Below are 14,714 nucleotides of genomic sequence, written 5' to 3' on the forward strand. Positions count from 1 at the left end.
AACGGATGCGTACTTTGGTGTTGAAATTAACTATGGTACGCACTATTATCATTACCACAGTGCGCAGTGCGTACTGTAGTTCGTTTTAATTAAGAGTTCGCAGTGCGAACGAGAACAAGAGTGTAACTGAAAGCATGGATATAGTCACTGCAAGAGACATACATGCAGCTTTAATCCGCAAAGGTTATAGCTGTCGCAGTTGGGCTATCGAGCAGGGTTACTCGCCTAGGACGGTGCAGAAGTGTATTCAAATACATGCACCGGAATCCCAAAAGAAAATTAAGGGCAGAATTTACATGGATATTATGAAAAAGCTGTCTGAAACGATTGGGCATGATTTGGTTGGAGGTCCACATGAATAAGGAATGGTTTACTCCAACTGAGCTAGCTGGGCTGCCAGGGTTACCTAGTACCGATAGGAATGTAAGAACAAAAGCACAGAAGGAGCTATGGAAATCTCAGAAGCGTACCAAGGGTAAGGGCAGTGAATATCACATATCTTCACTACCGTTAGAAACCAGATCTTACCTGCAAAAAATGATGGTTTCTAAGTTGGCTAAGTCAGATAAAGCCACGCAAGAAGCCGTAAAAGACGTTGCATTATTCGAAGGTGGTGAAAAGCAGTCTTTTGCATCAACTCGTCAAGCGAGAATGAAGTCAGCTATTGCCTTAAATAGCTTACCTGAGTCTCAGCAGAACCGAGCTAACGCCAGAGCACGGATTGTAGAGTTGAGAGCTATGTTTCTGGAACCATTCAAACTGGCCAACAACTTAGTTGCTGGAGAGCACGAGTTCGTTAATGCATACAACAGCGGTCTGCTTGAGCTGGATAACTGGATTCTAAGAGAGGTATCCCAAGTCAGTTTCAGTACGTTGCGCCGTTGGAAAAAGCAGTTAGAGCAGGAAGGTATTGCACGTTTAGCTGGTAAGTATGAGTCCAATAAAAAATCAGGGCTTATCGAGCAACAACCAGAAATTCAGAATTACCTAATTGCGCTGATTACTAACAAGCCTCACTTAGCGAAGCGACCAAATGTGATGCACAGAATGCTAAAGGAAAAGTCGTCTGCGTTCCCGCATTGGAATATTCCCTCGGCCAGCTCTGTTTGTCGTTGGCGAGATAAGTGGCTTGCGGGTAATGGGGCGAAGTTTACCAACTTGACCAACCCCGACGCATACAACAACAAGCATCGACCTCTATACGGGAAAATGTACCCATGGATCTCAGCTCCTAACGATTGCTGGGAGTTCGATAGTACGCCAACAGACGTTCAACTAAACGTGGATGGCAAGCTGGTTAGGCACAGCATTATTGCCGCGATCGATGTCTACAGTCGCAGAGTGAAACTGTTGCTTGCTCCTACTTCATCGTCAGAAGGCATTTGCTTGCTACTGCGTAAATGCATCCTCGACTGGGGCATCCTTAACCCTGGTGGTGTAGCTCGTACCGATAACGGTTCTGACTACGTCTCGAATCGAGTTAGTACCGTAATGCAGATGCTGGATTTGGATCAGTCGAGGGCTAATCCGTTCTCTGGTTGGGAAAAGCCATATGTCGAGCGATTTTTCGGAACGCTAAGCCGAGCTCTATTTGAGTTACTGCCTGGTTACATCGGTCACAGTGTCTCTGACAGACAGCAGATTGAAGCAGCAAAAGCTTTTGCTCAGAGAATTGGTGAAGGCAAGAAGAAGCTACAAAAAGAAGCGTTAGAGTTGGCATTAACACCCGCTCAATTAGAAGAGGTCATGAACGATTGGCTAGAGCATCGATACAACCACACTGCGCACGAAGGGCTTAAAGGTGATACGCCATTTAACCGTTATGTATCTAGTGGCTACAAGCCAAGAAAACTTTCAGATCCACACAGCATCGATCTTCTACTCAACTTTGTTGGTGAAGCAACCGTAGTACGCGGTGGAGTGAAAGCACAATCAGTTAGGTACACAGCTCCAGAGCTAATGAATCCAGACTGGGATCGCAAAAAAGTACGCGTATTTTTGGACCCATCTGATGTTGGTTCCGCAACGCTTTACTCGTTGGAAGACATCGGTACTTACGTTGAAGCGGTTAACGATGAGTTGGTCGGTAAGAGCATTTCACCTGAAGCGTTCAGAGCCGCTCGTAAGAAGTTCAACAAAGAAATTAGCAACTTCCGAAAAAGTGCTAAGCGCCTGCAGAGTGAGTTCGGCATTGACACTCAATACGCTGAATCTCTGGCCGCTGATAAAGCCAAAAACAACCTGGCAGGTTTGGACCTACCAGCTCAAACGGTAGACAACCAAGTATTAGGCGCACTATCAAAAGCCAACAAAGCTAAGCAAAAAGACACCTCTCGAAGTGAAGATGAGCTGGAGCGCTTAGAGATAGCAAGACAGCACCTAATTCAACAAGAAGAACAGGTTCGAGAACAGAAAGGCATGGCAATCAGGAACATTCATGAGAAGGCGAAATACATTGCCAGTCAATCTCTTGAACGTGAGTTAACTGAAAAAGAGGAGGAATTCTTAACGAAGTATTTGAAGAACCCAGAGAACAAATTCAGCCGCAAGGCTATTGAAAATATTATGGCGCACCGCCGCCAAGCATGATGCGCCATATAAACACCGTCAGTAAAAGTTAAAACTTAAAAGTGCTATAAAGGAGTTTAGCAATGAAACCAGTAGTTGCACCAGTTAAAAACCTTCTTGCTACACAGATCGCATTAGAGATGTTGTTACAACGCTCATATGGCGTTCCTGGTATCGGTTTGCTGCATGGACCCAGCGGGCTAGGAAAGACCACAACAACAACCTACCTCTACAATCAGGTCAATGGCATTTATGTCAGTACCCGAGCGCATGATTCGACAAGCAGCTTGCTGCAACGAATTGTTGAAGAACTTGGCGCACAGCCAATGCATCGCATCAGCAAAAATGTGGATTTCATCATTGAGCAGATGAGTATGCACGAGCGCCCTTTGTTCATTGATGAAGCGGATTACTTGATGAATGACAAGCGTCTGCTCGAAACCATTCGTGATTTATATGATGGTACTGAGGTACCAATCATCCTCATCGGGATGGACCAAATTGCACGTCGTATTAGCAGCCATAAACAGTTTTACAACCGTATTTCTGAATGGGTCGAATTCAAACCTGCCGACATTAGTGACGTCAGAACCATGGCTGAATCTCTGCTTGAGCATGATATTCAAGTTGAGGATGACTTGTTAGAGCACCTCCGCATGGCAACTGGTGGTGAGCTACGTCGAATCACTATTGGTCTGCAAAAAATTGAATCTTTAGCAATCGCCAATGACCTCGATCTTGTCACGCTCGATGCGTGGGGCGATCAGCCTTTCCACGGTATGAGAGCTTAGCGAGGGTGTTATGACAGAGCGACAGCTTGCTTGGTCGTATATCAAGCAGTTCGGTGGCAAGGAGTTCACCGGGATGCAGATAGTGCAGGCAGTAGAGTTAAACAATTCAAGAACCAAGAGCCTTATTTCAATGCTAGTTGAGTTAGGGCGAGTGGAGTTAGTGGATAAGGGGCCAAACCTTTTAAAGAGTCGATATCGCGTTGTCGACCCTAGCCCAATTCCTAATCGGTTCTTAAAAAAGAAAAGACCGAATCGCCCCAAAGTAAATCAACGGTTATGGAATTCATGTCGAGTGCTCAAAGTCTTTTCTCTTCATGACTTATGCGCGACGTCTTCAGCTGCTCTATCAACAGGACGCAATTTTTTACGTCCGTTGATGAAAGCGAAGATCATCCGCAAGGTTAATGGCCCAGACGGAGAGCTTTACCGCTTGAACGCTAACTTGAGTAGTGCATGTCCAGAAATTACGGCCGATGGAGTGATGATTAAAGGGCGCTTCTTTCCTTTTCAGGAGGAAACCTGATGAGTGAAAAAACTTGGTTGGATGCGTTAAAAGCAGAGATAGAAAAGCCTGGTAACTCTCAGAACAAAGTTGCTAAGGAGCTGGGTATTAGTACATCTAAACTCAGCCAAACACTTCGAGGTGTTTATCCAGGTTCTGTGGAGGATATCCGAATTAAAGTTGAGGGTATGTACCTGACACGGACAGTGACTTGTCCTGTCAAAGGTGACATCCCAATACACGAGTGTGCGGATAACCAGCAGCGTCCGTTTTCTTCGTCCAACAGGGAGCGAGTACGGTTGTACAAGGCTTGTCGTTCAGGTTGTCCTCATTCGAAATTGGAGCAAACCACCAACACTAAAGCTATCAGCGTAGTTTCGGAAGAAAACGACATCTACAACCTAGATAACCAATTGGCGTTTTTGAAGAGAGAAGCAAAAGGCAACTCGCTTCGCTTAAACGAATTGCTGGAGGCGGAGTTAATAAAACTTGCAGCCAAATACAACCAGTTACTTTGGGCATCGAAGTATAAAAAATAGCCAAAAACAATAACCGAAGTGAATCAGCTTCCTCCTATATAAAGGAGGAAACTGGTTCACAAGGAAGGTGATTTATGACCATTACAACGAACACAATCAGCAACCAAGAAAGACAGGCTTCCCACGTTATCAAGAAGCTCCGCCATTACGGTTGCAAAGTAGTAGTAGCAATGAAAACACCACGCGGCGTGATTATTAATATCGAACAGCCAACGCCTGAAATGAAAGCTAAAGCCGTAGAGATTAAACAGTTTTTAATGGGCGTTTATTCCACGGTTTACACACTGCAGGTTGACGGTTGTACCGTGAACTGGAAGCAAGGAGACCTGCCATGTCGACTGCATTAAGTGCCCAAGTGGTTATCGATGTATCGCTGGATACAGAAAACAACAAGGTACGTTACGCGGTTCTCACCAACGAAGGTGATTGCAGCGGCATTAACCAACTGGCTGAAAAGCTCACCAAAAGAGTCTTACTTGCGCTTCCTGAATGCGCGAAACCACAAGGAATTACCAAATGTCAGAAGTAGCAGTACCAGAAGGCTATCGCCTAAAAGCCAATGGAACCTTAGTGCCTGAGTCTCAGGTTAAAGATATCGATAAGTTACGTGATGATTTGGTCACGGAAATCGTGGAGAAAGCCAAGGCCGCTCAACAAGCTTTAGCTGAATTCAAAGCCATGGCAATGAGCCAGATTCGTGATTTTGTTGACCTTTCGGCAGAGGAATACGACGTGAAGTACGGCGGCACCAAAGGCAACGTTTCATTGCTGTCGTTTGATGGCAAGTACAAGCTGATGCGTGCTGTGGGTGAGCACCGCGTATTCGATGAACGTATTCAAGTGGCGAAGAGCAAGATTGATAGCTGTATCAGCCGTTGGTCAGAAGGTGCGAATGACCACATTAAAGCGCTGGTGGAACATGCGTTTCGAGTTAACAAGCAAGGCCACATTGATTTGAATTCTGTGCTTTCTTTGCGCTCACTCAATATCGATGAGCCTGACTGGATGGAAGCCATGGAAGCGATTGCTGATTCAGTGCAAGTCACGGGAACCAGTACTTACCTGCGTATTTATGAGCGTCAGGAAAACGGCCAGTACAAGCAGTTCCCTCTCGATATCTCAAAGCTCTAAGGAAGGACTCGATGATAAAGGAAAAAAGTAGTTATCCAGACTATGCCGAGCATGCAGCCAGTTTAGAAAAAGTAGGTTACCTCAAAGACGCCGCATTTGCCTGGCAGGTAGCAGCAAACTACGCAGTTAAGCCAGAGAACCGTCACTGGGCAGAGAGCCGCTCTCAGTTTTGTCAGAAGTGGGCGTGGCGTTACGAACAGGAGGCAGCATGACACAGTTTACCAGCCCTTATGACCAAGAGGCCGTCGAGAAAGAAATCGATCTAGCGCAGACGCTGATTGAAATCGAAGGAACGGGATACCCCGATGATACCAACGAAGACGGTGTGATAGCCGCCCTTCGATGGGTGCAAGGGCGATGGTCCGCCCCAACCAGTGATGCCTTAGAGCACTTAGAACGGTAGCCAACAGATGTATATCCCCGCTATCGCGGGGATTTTTTTACCCAAAATTTAGGAAATTATCATGGAAATTAAAATTAAAGAGCTGAGCAAAACGCACCGAGCAGTTATCGCAGCGCACTATATGCGTGAACAATACTTTATCCACGAAACAATGTTACCAGCCTGCGAGGCAGTGCTTGAGAAGTTCCCAGAGCTGACTGCTGATCAGGTTATATGCATGTGGTTAGCAACTAATGCTAGCAACTGTTCAATGGCTGAGTGTGAAGAAATAGAACTCCCGTCAATTGGGGGCGACAATGAATAACAAAGTATTGGATAAGCTTAAAAAACTGCTTCGCCTCGCTAAATCTTCAAACCCACACGAAGCATCTCTAGCGTTGTCTCGCGCTCAAAAGCTGATGATTGAGCATAACATTGGCGCTGACAATCCTGAGTTGAATGGCGTTTGTGATGAGACCATTACATCTCAATTGCGAATTCAGACACCACCTGCTTACCTCGCAGGGTTATTTAATTTGGTTAAGGAAGCTTTTGGTTGTGATGGGTATTTTCAGCCAACATTTACACGTATGGAGATGGTCTTTATCGGCCACGATCAACGTCCAGAGATAGCAGGCTATGTTTACACCGTTCTTGAACGTCAGCTTACGGCGGCACGTAAAGAGTTTATGTCTACGCTGAGCAAAAGAATGAAAAAAGCCAATAAGACAATTCGCGCCGATCAGTTTTGTGAGGGGTGGGTAATTGGTGTTTATAAAAAAGTTGAAGCTTTTACCTTAAGTGATGATGAGATGCTGCAGATCGAAAGCTTTAAAAAATCTGCAAACCTTGAAAAAGCAAATGTTCGAGCAGCTAAAAGCGCAGGCCAGAAAGGTAACGAAGCTCGATACCAAGGCTTCAAAGAATCAAAGAACGTAGTGCTCAACCATGGTGTTCCAGGACAAGAAAGTAAAAAGTTGGAGGCTAGCAATGGCTAAAGTAATTAAGTTCAGTCCAAAGGCTGTGGCACTAGAGACTCACGAAGGTTTCGCCCACGAATGGGTTGAAACTGCAGAAGGTATCTATGATTTCGTCCGTGAAGCCATCAAAGATGAGTGTGACTGTGGATGTGGAGAGTGTGGCGGCTTCCCATTAAGTCAGCTTGCCAATGAAGAAATCTTACTTGCCCCTGGTGCAATCTATCGAGCCCGCAATACTAAGGAACCAACAGAGTTAAAAAAGCCATCGCCATCTGCGGAAGATAAGGTCAAAGGTGAAGCGGTAATGCAGTTTGTTAACAGCATTATTGGAGCGTATGAGGCGGGGTTTATTGATAGTCATGAACTCACCCTTGCTGACCTGTACCTTTGCGCCAAGATGCATGTAACAGACAACTATCATATAGCCACACCAAAGTTAAATGATGCTTGGGGTGATGGTGCTGAGGAGTGGTGTAAAAATGGCTAACCGTAACCGCCTTATCCAAATCATCCATGTCGCCAAACGCGAGCTGGCTCTGGAGGACGATGTTTACCGCCTGCTGTTGGAAAGCGAAACAGGCAAAACCTCGTGCAGAAAAATGAACATCAAAGAGCTTGAACAAGTACTTTCGGCACTAGAGGCAAAAGGATTTAAACGCACTTTACCTAAAGGTAAAACACCATTTAAAAAGCGTTTAAGTCCCAAATCAGGTAAGTCGAAAAACACCATTATTGATAAGTGTCGTGCCATTTGGATCTCGATGGCAATCCATGGCTTTGTTCGTGACCGCTCTGAAAGTGCTCTGGATAAATACACTCAGCGCATTCTTAAAAATCAAAAAGACAAAGTGGACTGCATTGCCTGGTGTGATGAAGACCAAGCCACACAGGTGCTAGAAGCGCTTAAAAGATGGCATTACCGCGTGATGATAGATGACATGACTTTAAAAGGGTGGTGCATCCCGATTAACGCCAAAACATGTAAGCCAGTTGGTTACGCCCCATTAGTTGAGGCTTACCAGAGCAATCTCGATAAGAACAAGGAACTCTCAAAATGAATTTTAAACAAGTGATACAAGCCATCATCAAACACACTATCGAAAATAAAAGAATTAGCATCGATATCGTTGGCGAAGGTGGGGACACCACAATCTCGTGTCAGGAACTCGGAATCATAATTAATGGCCTAGATAATGTTGCAGAAGCATCAGGAACGCTAATTGAGAGTGTATCGACTTCGGTGTTAGAGCATGGTGTAGAGTTCGCGATTACAACGGAAGGTGTAGATACTAAGAACATGGAACAGTATTCAAACCCCAATTTTGAAGGAGCTATTTCTATTCAGTTCAACCTAGCGATAGACACATTACATTAGGAGGTTCTGAATGAAGTTATCGAGATGTCCTGTCTGTCATGCCAACTTGCACCTAGAGGCGCTGGTTCAGGATGATGCAGGTCGAGAACTTTTGGGAGAGGTGGCAAAGTTACCTGATTTTGTCGCCAAACCGATGTTGAGTTATTTGGGATTGTTCCGTCCGGCCAAGCAGGATTTATCCAATGCGAGAGCGGTGAAGCTGTTGCGAGAAGTCTTGGAGAAGTATAGAGCCGATCATGTCCTGGCTTCAGCCTTAGCGGAAACCGTGAGTAAGATTCATGAAAAGCGTTCTAGCTATAGCGATTCAAAACCCTTGGCAAACCACAACTACCTAAAGCAGGTCTATCAGTCTGCAGCCACGCGTTTAGGTGGCTCTCCAGATGGCAAGCAATCAGGGCCGCAAGTGAATCAGCCAAAAGATGATGGTTCAGCTTGGTACTTTGAACAGGCTGAACGCATGATCAAGGCGGGACAAGACCCATTAGGCAAGGAAAGCTCTATTGCTAGTCGATTGAAAGAACTTGGATGGAATGCACAAAGTCAAAGGTAGATTTAGCAATGTATAAATGTCCAACTTGTAAAGGTCAAAGGCAGTCAATTGCTTTCATTAACACAGGAATTGATAGCTCTAAGCACTACAGTGAAGTCCAAACGTGTGAAAGATGTTTAGGTGCTGGATATGTATCTAAAGACATTCTAGATGCGATAGAGCATGGAAAGCAGCTGAGACGGGAGCGTATAGATAAAGGCTATACGCTTAGAGACGCGGCAAAAGCGGAAGGTGTTTCCGTCTCCGTTATCTCAAAACGAGAACTTGGTTATTGAACCTTATTCTTTGACTAAAACTACAGCCACTCTTCGGAGTGGTTTTTTTGTTATGAGACTTTGCACATTACATTTAATTTAATTCGCCTTTAAGATAATGCTTTCAATTTTAAGGATATAAGATGAAAGCAATTCTAGTAATTTTACTGGCAGCGGTTCTTATTGGTGGGTGGATGGTTTTGCCAAACTACCAAAAGGACAAGGTTTACGCGTTGTTTGACTCCAGTGTATCTAGGCAGTGTTTTGATTATCACCGAGAAAAGCTTAAAGACCCAGAAACAGCATACTTAGTTAAAGAAAAAGTCAGCGCTTTAGCAGAAACCTTCTATATCACAGTAAAGGCAAAAAACGGATACGGGGCGTATGGTTCAGTAGTTCTGGAATGTAAACAAAGAAACGGGGAGTTAAACGAATCCGCAATGTTTAGCATGTCAATTGATGAATTATTAGGGCGTTAAGGATCTTACTGGTCAAGATTCATGCTTGAGGATCATTTTCACTGTTTCATACTTCCCATATGAAGTGGGAGGGTGACAATGACTCAGCGTGAAATGTTCAGTGACGAAGAAATCGATAACAAGGTGCTAGACCATATTGGTGACTTACCAGAAGGCAGTGCAGCTTGGCCTGCAATGCTTTTGGAACTGCATGGTGTTGTGGCTAACGAGCTAAAGCAAGCTGGTATCGAAACTCCTGACTTACCGTTAAAAGTGGTGATGAGCATTGGCGAGTACATGGGCGGTATGCAGGTGTACTTGCCACGCGGTGACAAACTCAAACAGCAAATCCGAGACATGGAGATTTTCAATGAGTTCAATGGCCGCAACGTTCCCCAGTTAGCCAAGCGTCACCACCTGACCAGCAAGACCATCTACGAAATCATTGCCAGAATGAGACAAGTCGAAATCCAGCGCCGCCAATTCAGCCTATTTGAATAATCAACGCCTCCAACTATGGGGGCGTTTTTTTACCTGATCTTTTCTCAACTCTCCATTGTTGCGGGTGAATTCCTGCTCCCCACCAACCCAAATCAAAATGTTCATAACAATCAACGGAATTTATGCAATTCGTGAGGATATGAGCATGCCTGAAAGCATTTCGAGAGCCTTCTCGTTCTCGACCAAGGGATATTCGGAAAGTTTTTGTCACGCGGTTGAGTTCGTGCTTATCGAAGAAGGTGCGCTTTACCACGATGGAACACCTAGACCTGGCTTAGGTTACGTAAATAACCCTAAAGACCTCGGTGGAGAAACTAAGGGAGGCATCAGTAAGCGCGCGTTCCCAGGTGTGGATATTGATGCACTGACGCTCGATAAGATTGTTCGACTTTATTACACCAACTATTGGAAGCCTGCCTACTGCCCTGAATGGTCGAGTGCTATTGCGCTGTATGCGTTTGATTCTGCGGTTCAGCACGGGGCGGTCAATGCTATCCGCATGCTGCAAGAAATCAGCGGCACTAAGGCTGATGGCAAAGTTGGCCCCAAAACACGTGCGGCGGTTCATGCTGGTGATGTCGAGTACTTGTGTGCCCGATACGGTCTACGCCGTGCTCGTTTTTATGCTCGCATCCTCAGAAATAACTATTCCCAAACCACTTTCATTGAGGGTTGGCACAACCGATTGGTGAGCTTAACCAATGCCGTTTGGGAAATCTTCTGATGACCAAGCGGATGAAGAACACCGAATACGCACAGCGCCGTGGCAAGCAAAAGCGATTGGATGCAGAGCGTATTTATTCGGAAGGAGGTCGTCCAGTTCCACCTTCTCCACCCCTTTTTAGTCATGACGCAACACTGCAAAGCTATTTCAACAAGGGTTGGAGTGGTGTCACAGCTTGCGATATCTCCATGCACCTTAGAGAAGCGACAGCAACGGAAGGTGCGGATTTAATTTCGAAGATAAGGAATTTTAGACAATGTCACTTTCAGCAATAGCCGCACTGGCTTTACAGGTTGGTCCTGCGGCCATTCGTGGGATCTCTTCTTTGTTTGGCGGTAACTCTACAGTGGACAAGGTTGCAGATGCGGTAGAGTTTGCCCATCAAGAGTTCTCCACCACAGAAGCAAAGCAGGCATCCGTCAGTTATGTGCTTGAGTCTTTCACCCCAGAGCAGCAACTGGAGCTTGAAACACTTCGAGTTCAGCTTGAAAAAGAGCTCACCGAACGCGCCAAAATCGCAGCCCAAGACCGTCAAGCCGAACAGCATGAAACCCAAGACACCATTCGAAAGGGCGACACGGCGACAGACAAAGTCGTACGTTGGTCGCGTCCACTAATGGCACTCGTCAGTTGTGGCTCAGCGAGCTATTACCTGATCACAACTGAATCACCTGACTTAGCTGTTGCCTCGCTACTTCTTGGCTTAGCTGTGACCTACATGGGCTTACGCCACCGTGAGAAAGATAAAGGACTGACTCAATGAGCGATTGGATCGACAAGTCGGTCGAGAAGCAACACAGCGAGTTGGAGCGGTGTATCAATAACGCAAGAACGCGGCGCGAGCGCGGGCAGGGCATTCAGAAGAAAATTGCTGATGTTGTGATTTGCTCTGAGTGCCTGGAGCCAATCCCAAAAGCGCGATTAGCGATTAAGCCAGACGCGACGCACTGCGTGGATTGTCTGGCTGAAATGGAGGCACCGTGAAGCCTGAATCGTTGGAGCTAATCCGAACCTTTACCCCTTGGGTGATGAGTGGCATCACGCTTGGCTGGATCATCGTGGTGTTTGTGCTCAAAAAGACTTACGCCAAAACCGAAGACCTGATTGCCGTCAGGCAGGAAATGACAGCCATGCACGCGAAAGTGGATGCCTTACCTGGTCATGAAGAAGTAACCCAGCTGCGCATCGAGCTCTCTGATGCAAAGGCAGAAATCCGAGAACTAAGGGCTGAGCTTAAACCCGTTAATCATCTGGCTCAGTTGCTACTCGAAAACGAACTAAAGGAAAGAAACAATGGCAATGGCTGAACTTCTGCAGCAAGACCGACGGTTGGTGATGCTGCGCATTCTCAATGAATCAGTGGGCTACACCGCCAACGATAGTGTGCTCGACCACAGCTTAGATGCGTATGGTCACCTAGTCAGTCGTGACACCGTTCGCGCCGAAATCTACTGGCTCGAAGAGCAGGGCTTGATCTCAACCAAAGACATCAATGGCACCTTAGTCACCACGATTAAACAGCGTGGGATTGATATTGCCACAGGGCAAGCGGTTCATCCTGGTGTGAAACGTCCAAGCCCATAAAGAGCAGGTGAGTCTATGTCAGAACCAATGAAGATTTACTTGTTGTGGGTGGCGTCTTATAGCGCGTTCCAATACGCGAAGTTTCGTTATTACATCCGTTGTCGCCCGATTATTCGCCCGGCGTTGTCATCGTTTACTCGTCGTTTAAGAGGGCTTTATGAGCGATTCAAAGAAACACACTAAGCACCGCGTCAGTAAAATTGACCAACTGCCGGATGAACTTAAAAGCCAGTTAAACATGCTTTTACGTGATGGCCGAATGAGTCAGGAGCGTATCCGTACGCTGATTAATGATGAAATCGACCAGAAAGGATTATCCGAAGACCCTGAATACATCAAGCGTAATGCGATGAGCCGTTATGCCCAATCCTTTCGCAAAGGGATGGAGCGTTACGCTCAGGCGCAAGAGCTGACTAAGCAGTGGGTAGGCCAGTTTGGTGAAATGCCACAAACCGATATTTCACGCGCTTTGATTGAGATCGGCAAGTCACACATCTTTGAATTCCAGATGGATAAGCTGGAATCAGACCAACCTATCGACCCTAAAACGATGGGGCAGCTGGCTCTCGCGATTAAACGTCTGCAAGAAGCACAAACGGGTAGCGTGAAGTTAGAGCAGGAGATTCGTCGTCAGTTTGCTGAAGAAGCAGCAGATGCGATCTCTGAAGAACTGCATGGTGTTGATGGCATGAGTGAGCAGTTTGAAGAACGTATTCGTGGCATCTTACTTGGTAAAGCGTAATGACTAAACAATCCCTCGTACCAACGTCCAAAGCAACAAAGATAGACCTTGCCGACAAGATGGCCGAGTTAGGTGTTGATGTCCCACTCGCTGATGAATTTGAGATCCCATCAAAAGAACCCGTTTTTCTGAAGTACCAGCAAGAATGGTTTGAAGATGAAAGCGACATCATGATTGCTGAGAAAAGTCGTCGAACGGGTCTTACTTGGGCAGAGGCTGGGCGAAACGTGATTACCGCTGCCAAACCTAAAAAGCGTGGGGGACGAAATGTCTTCTATGTTGGCTCGAAACAAGAAATGGCGCTTGAATATATTGCCGCCTGCGCGCTGTTTGCTCGCGCATTTAACGAGCTGGCTGAAGCGGATGTCTACGAGCAAACTTTCTGGGATAGCAAGAAGAAAGAAGAAATTCTTGCTTACATGATTCGCTTCCCGAATAGCCGTTTCAAAATTCAAGCTCTGAGTTCTCGGCCTTCAAACTTGCGTGGTCTGCAAGGCGACGTGGTGATTGATGAAGCAGGTTTCCATGAGAGTTTGGAAGAGCTATTGAAAGCGGCACTGGCGCTTACTATGTGGGGTGCAAGGGTGCGATTGATCTCTACTCACAATGGCGTTGATAACCCGTTCAACCAATACATCCAAGAGGCGAAAGAAGGGAAAAAGGATTACTCAATTCATCGTATCACCTTGGATGATGCTCTCGAAGACGGCCTATACCGTCGAATTTGTTTTGTTACCGGAAAGCCGTATAGCAAAGAGTTAGAGAAAAAATGGCGTGACGGTTTATATAAAAATGCCCCAAACAAGGAATCAGCTGATGAGGAATACGGTTGTATACCTAAGAAATCTGGAGGCACCTATCTAACTCGCATCTCAATTGAGCAGGCAATGATAGCCGACCGTTCTCTGCCTATTCTGCGCCTAACTTGTACTGATGATTGGATGGAGTGGTCCCCAGAGCATCGATATCTTGAAACTCAGCAATTCTGTGAACAAGAGTTAAAGCCGTATCTAGATGGTTTAGTGGTTAAGAATACGCATTATTTTGGTGAAGACTTTGCGCGTAAAGGCGATTTGTCGGTATTTGTTGTGCTGGCAGTCGACAGCCTATTAAGGAAGTCAGTACCGATTACTGTGGAAGTCAAAAACGCACCTTATGAAGTTCAAAAGCAAGTGATGATGTTCATCATTGAATCACTACCACGTTTTCGTGCGGGTGCTTTTGATGCGACCGGTAATGGTGGGTACCTAGCAGAAGCCGCTGCGCTTAAGTACGGAACCGAAGTTATTGATCGAGTAGACCTAAGCGCGAAATGGTACGGCGAATGGATGCCGAAATTAAAAGCCGAGTTCGACGACTTCAACTTAACGTTGCCAAGACACCAACACATTCTTGATGACTTATCGAATATCAAGGTCGTCAATGGTGTTCCTCAAATAGATAAAGGACGCACCAAAGACCTTGAGGGTGCCAAGGGTGATAAGCGCCACGGTGACTTTGCGGTTGCACTCGCCATGGCCGTTCGCGCTAGCTGGATGGAAGGCAGTGCCATCGAATTCACTCCCATTCCCAATTCTAACGACGATGACTATGACGACTACCATGCGTTTGAGCGTGGTGCCTGGTAGCAAGC

At 46.1% G+C, this 14,714-nt stretch carries 27 protein-coding genes; all 27 read left to right on the forward strand.

Going from position 1 to position 14,714, the window contains the following annotated elements; genetic code table 11:
• The first annotated feature begins 354 nt into the window (after positions 1 to 354).
• The 27 genes from OO774_RS04795 to OO774_RS04925 all read left to right on the forward strand — a co-directional run bounded on the left by OO774_RS04795 (position 355) and on the right by OO774_RS04925 (position 14,709).
• The gene (locus tag OO774_RS04795) at positions 355 to 2,589 is read left to right on the forward strand and encodes a DNA-binding protein (protein ID WP_264905159.1); all 2,235 of its coding nucleotides are present in this window, start codon (positions 355 to 357) and stop codon (positions 2,587 to 2,589) included.
• A 62-nt stretch (positions 2,590 to 2,651) separates the two neighbouring features.
• Positions 2,652 to 3,359 carry an ATP-binding protein gene (locus OO774_RS04800; RefSeq protein ID WP_153645786.1) on the forward strand — a complete coding sequence of 236 codons (708 nt, stop codon included), beginning with the start codon at positions 2,652 to 2,654 and terminating at the stop codon, positions 3,357 to 3,359.
• 10 nt (positions 3,360 to 3,369) lie between these two features.
• Positions 3,370 to 3,882 (forward strand): hypothetical protein, encoded by a 513-nt coding sequence (locus tag OO774_RS04805; protein WP_264905161.1) that lies wholly within the window; start codon positions 3,370 to 3,372, stop codon positions 3,880 to 3,882.
• Positions 3,882 to 4,400, forward strand: a complete 519-nt coding sequence (locus tag OO774_RS04810) for a helix-turn-helix transcriptional regulator (protein WP_025636972.1) — start codon at positions 3,882 to 3,884, stop codon at positions 4,398 to 4,400. The genes OO774_RS04805 and OO774_RS04810 overlap by 1 nt, the downstream gene beginning before the upstream one ends.
• A 74-nt stretch (positions 4,401 to 4,474) precedes the next feature.
• Entirely contained in the window at positions 4,475 to 4,747 is a 273-nt protein-coding gene (locus OO774_RS04815; RefSeq protein ID WP_264905164.1) for a hypothetical protein, read from the forward strand.
• A complete protein-coding gene (locus tag OO774_RS04820) occupies positions 4,732 to 4,929 on the forward strand; it encodes a hypothetical protein (protein WP_140249200.1) in 198 nt (65 codons plus the stop codon). The genes OO774_RS04815 and OO774_RS04820 overlap by 16 nt, the downstream gene beginning before the upstream one ends.
• The gene (locus OO774_RS04825; protein ID WP_264905167.1) at positions 4,917 to 5,531 is read left to right on the forward strand and encodes a DUF3164 family protein; all 615 of its coding nucleotides are present in this window, start codon (positions 4,917 to 4,919) and stop codon (positions 5,529 to 5,531) included. The genes OO774_RS04820 and OO774_RS04825 overlap by 13 nt, the downstream gene beginning before the upstream one ends.
• An 11-nt stretch (positions 5,532 to 5,542) precedes the next feature.
• On the forward strand, positions 5,543 to 5,743 hold the full coding sequence (locus OO774_RS04830) for an ANR family transcriptional regulator (protein ID WP_264905169.1): 201 nt from the start codon (positions 5,543 to 5,545) through the stop codon (positions 5,741 to 5,743).
• Positions 5,740 to 5,934, forward strand: coding sequence for a hypothetical protein (locus OO774_RS04835; protein ID WP_264905171.1), 195 nt, complete (start codon positions 5,740 to 5,742; stop codon positions 5,932 to 5,934). Before OO774_RS04830 ends, OO774_RS04835 begins: the two co-directional genes overlap by 4 nt.
• A gap of 61 nt (positions 5,935 to 5,995) precedes the next feature.
• Positions 5,996 to 6,238 (forward strand): hypothetical protein, encoded by a 243-nt coding sequence (locus OO774_RS04840; protein ID WP_264905173.1) that lies wholly within the window; start codon positions 5,996 to 5,998, stop codon positions 6,236 to 6,238.
• Entirely contained in the window at positions 6,231 to 6,911 is a 681-nt protein-coding gene (locus OO774_RS04845; RefSeq protein WP_264905175.1) for a DUF2786 domain-containing protein, read from the forward strand. Before OO774_RS04840 ends, OO774_RS04845 begins: the two co-directional genes overlap by 8 nt.
• Positions 6,904 to 7,380 carry a hypothetical protein gene (locus tag OO774_RS04850; protein WP_264905176.1) on the forward strand — a complete coding sequence of 159 codons (477 nt, stop codon included), beginning with the start codon at positions 6,904 to 6,906 and terminating at the stop codon, positions 7,378 to 7,380. Before OO774_RS04845 ends, OO774_RS04850 begins: the two co-directional genes overlap by 8 nt.
• Entirely contained in the window at positions 7,373 to 7,951 is a 579-nt protein-coding gene (locus tag OO774_RS04855; RefSeq protein WP_264905177.1) for a regulatory protein GemA, read from the forward strand. The genes OO774_RS04850 and OO774_RS04855 overlap by 8 nt, the downstream gene beginning before the upstream one ends.
• Entirely contained in the window at positions 7,948 to 8,268 is a 321-nt protein-coding gene (locus tag OO774_RS04860) for a hypothetical protein (RefSeq protein ID WP_169650500.1), read from the forward strand. The genes OO774_RS04855 and OO774_RS04860 overlap by 4 nt, the downstream gene beginning before the upstream one ends.
• 10 nt (positions 8,269 to 8,278) lie before the next feature.
• The gene (locus OO774_RS04865; protein WP_264905180.1) at positions 8,279 to 8,818 is read left to right on the forward strand and encodes a hypothetical protein; all 540 of its coding nucleotides are present in this window, start codon (positions 8,279 to 8,281) and stop codon (positions 8,816 to 8,818) included.
• A gap of 8 nt (positions 8,819 to 8,826) precedes the next feature.
• Positions 8,827 to 9,093 carry a hypothetical protein gene (locus OO774_RS04870; RefSeq protein WP_264905182.1) on the forward strand — a complete coding sequence of 89 codons (267 nt, stop codon included), beginning with the start codon at positions 8,827 to 8,829 and terminating at the stop codon, positions 9,091 to 9,093.
• A 122-nt stretch (positions 9,094 to 9,215) separates the two neighbouring features.
• Positions 9,216 to 9,551, forward strand: coding sequence for a hypothetical protein (locus tag OO774_RS04875; protein WP_264905184.1), 336 nt, complete (start codon positions 9,216 to 9,218; stop codon positions 9,549 to 9,551).
• A 78-nt stretch (positions 9,552 to 9,629) separates the two neighbouring features.
• Complete coding sequence (locus OO774_RS04880; protein ID WP_264905186.1) at positions 9,630 to 10,031, forward strand: Mor transcription activator family protein; 402 nt, start codon at positions 9,630 to 9,632, stop codon at positions 10,029 to 10,031.
• A 145-nt stretch (positions 10,032 to 10,176) separates the two neighbouring features.
• A complete protein-coding gene (locus OO774_RS04885; RefSeq protein ID WP_264905188.1) occupies positions 10,177 to 10,755 on the forward strand; it encodes an N-acetylmuramidase in 579 nt (192 codons plus the stop codon).
• Positions 10,755 to 11,030 (forward strand): hypothetical protein, encoded by a 276-nt coding sequence (locus tag OO774_RS04890; RefSeq protein WP_264905190.1) that lies wholly within the window; start codon positions 10,755 to 10,757, stop codon positions 11,028 to 11,030. The genes OO774_RS04885 and OO774_RS04890 overlap by 1 nt, the downstream gene beginning before the upstream one ends.
• Entirely contained in the window at positions 11,012 to 11,518 is a 507-nt protein-coding gene (locus OO774_RS04895) for a hypothetical protein (protein ID WP_264905192.1), read from the forward strand. The genes OO774_RS04890 and OO774_RS04895 overlap by 19 nt, the downstream gene beginning before the upstream one ends.
• Positions 11,515 to 11,739, forward strand: a complete 225-nt coding sequence (locus tag OO774_RS04900; RefSeq protein WP_264905193.1) for a TraR/DksA C4-type zinc finger protein — start codon at positions 11,515 to 11,517, stop codon at positions 11,737 to 11,739. The genes OO774_RS04895 and OO774_RS04900 overlap by 4 nt, the downstream gene beginning before the upstream one ends.
• Positions 11,736 to 12,062, forward strand: coding sequence for a DUF2730 family protein (locus OO774_RS04905; RefSeq protein WP_081280737.1), 327 nt, complete (start codon positions 11,736 to 11,738; stop codon positions 12,060 to 12,062). Before OO774_RS04900 ends, OO774_RS04905 begins: the two co-directional genes overlap by 4 nt.
• Positions 12,049 to 12,339: an ArsR family transcriptional regulator gene (locus OO774_RS04910; RefSeq protein ID WP_264905195.1), complete on the forward strand. Its 291-nt coding sequence runs from the start codon at positions 12,049 to 12,051 to the stop codon at positions 12,337 to 12,339. Before OO774_RS04905 ends, OO774_RS04910 begins: the two co-directional genes overlap by 14 nt.
• 15 nt (positions 12,340 to 12,354) lie before the next feature.
• Positions 12,355 to 12,522, forward strand: coding sequence for a hypothetical protein (locus OO774_RS04915; protein ID WP_169566927.1), 168 nt, complete (start codon positions 12,355 to 12,357; stop codon positions 12,520 to 12,522).
• On the forward strand, positions 12,497 to 13,081 hold the full coding sequence (locus OO774_RS04920; protein WP_264905198.1) for a DUF3486 family protein: 585 nt from the start codon (positions 12,497 to 12,499) through the stop codon (positions 13,079 to 13,081). The genes OO774_RS04915 and OO774_RS04920 overlap by 26 nt, the downstream gene beginning before the upstream one ends.
• The gene (locus OO774_RS04925; RefSeq protein ID WP_264905199.1) at positions 13,081 to 14,709 is read left to right on the forward strand and encodes a hypothetical protein; all 1,629 of its coding nucleotides are present in this window, start codon (positions 13,081 to 13,083) and stop codon (positions 14,707 to 14,709) included. Before OO774_RS04920 ends, OO774_RS04925 begins: the two co-directional genes overlap by 1 nt.
• Positions 14,710 to 14,714: the final 5 nt, after the last annotated feature.

It is taken from the genome of Vibrio sp. STUT-A11 (assembly GCF_026000435.1).
Classification (GTDB): domain Bacteria; phylum Pseudomonadota; class Gammaproteobacteria; order Enterobacterales; family Vibrionaceae; genus Vibrio.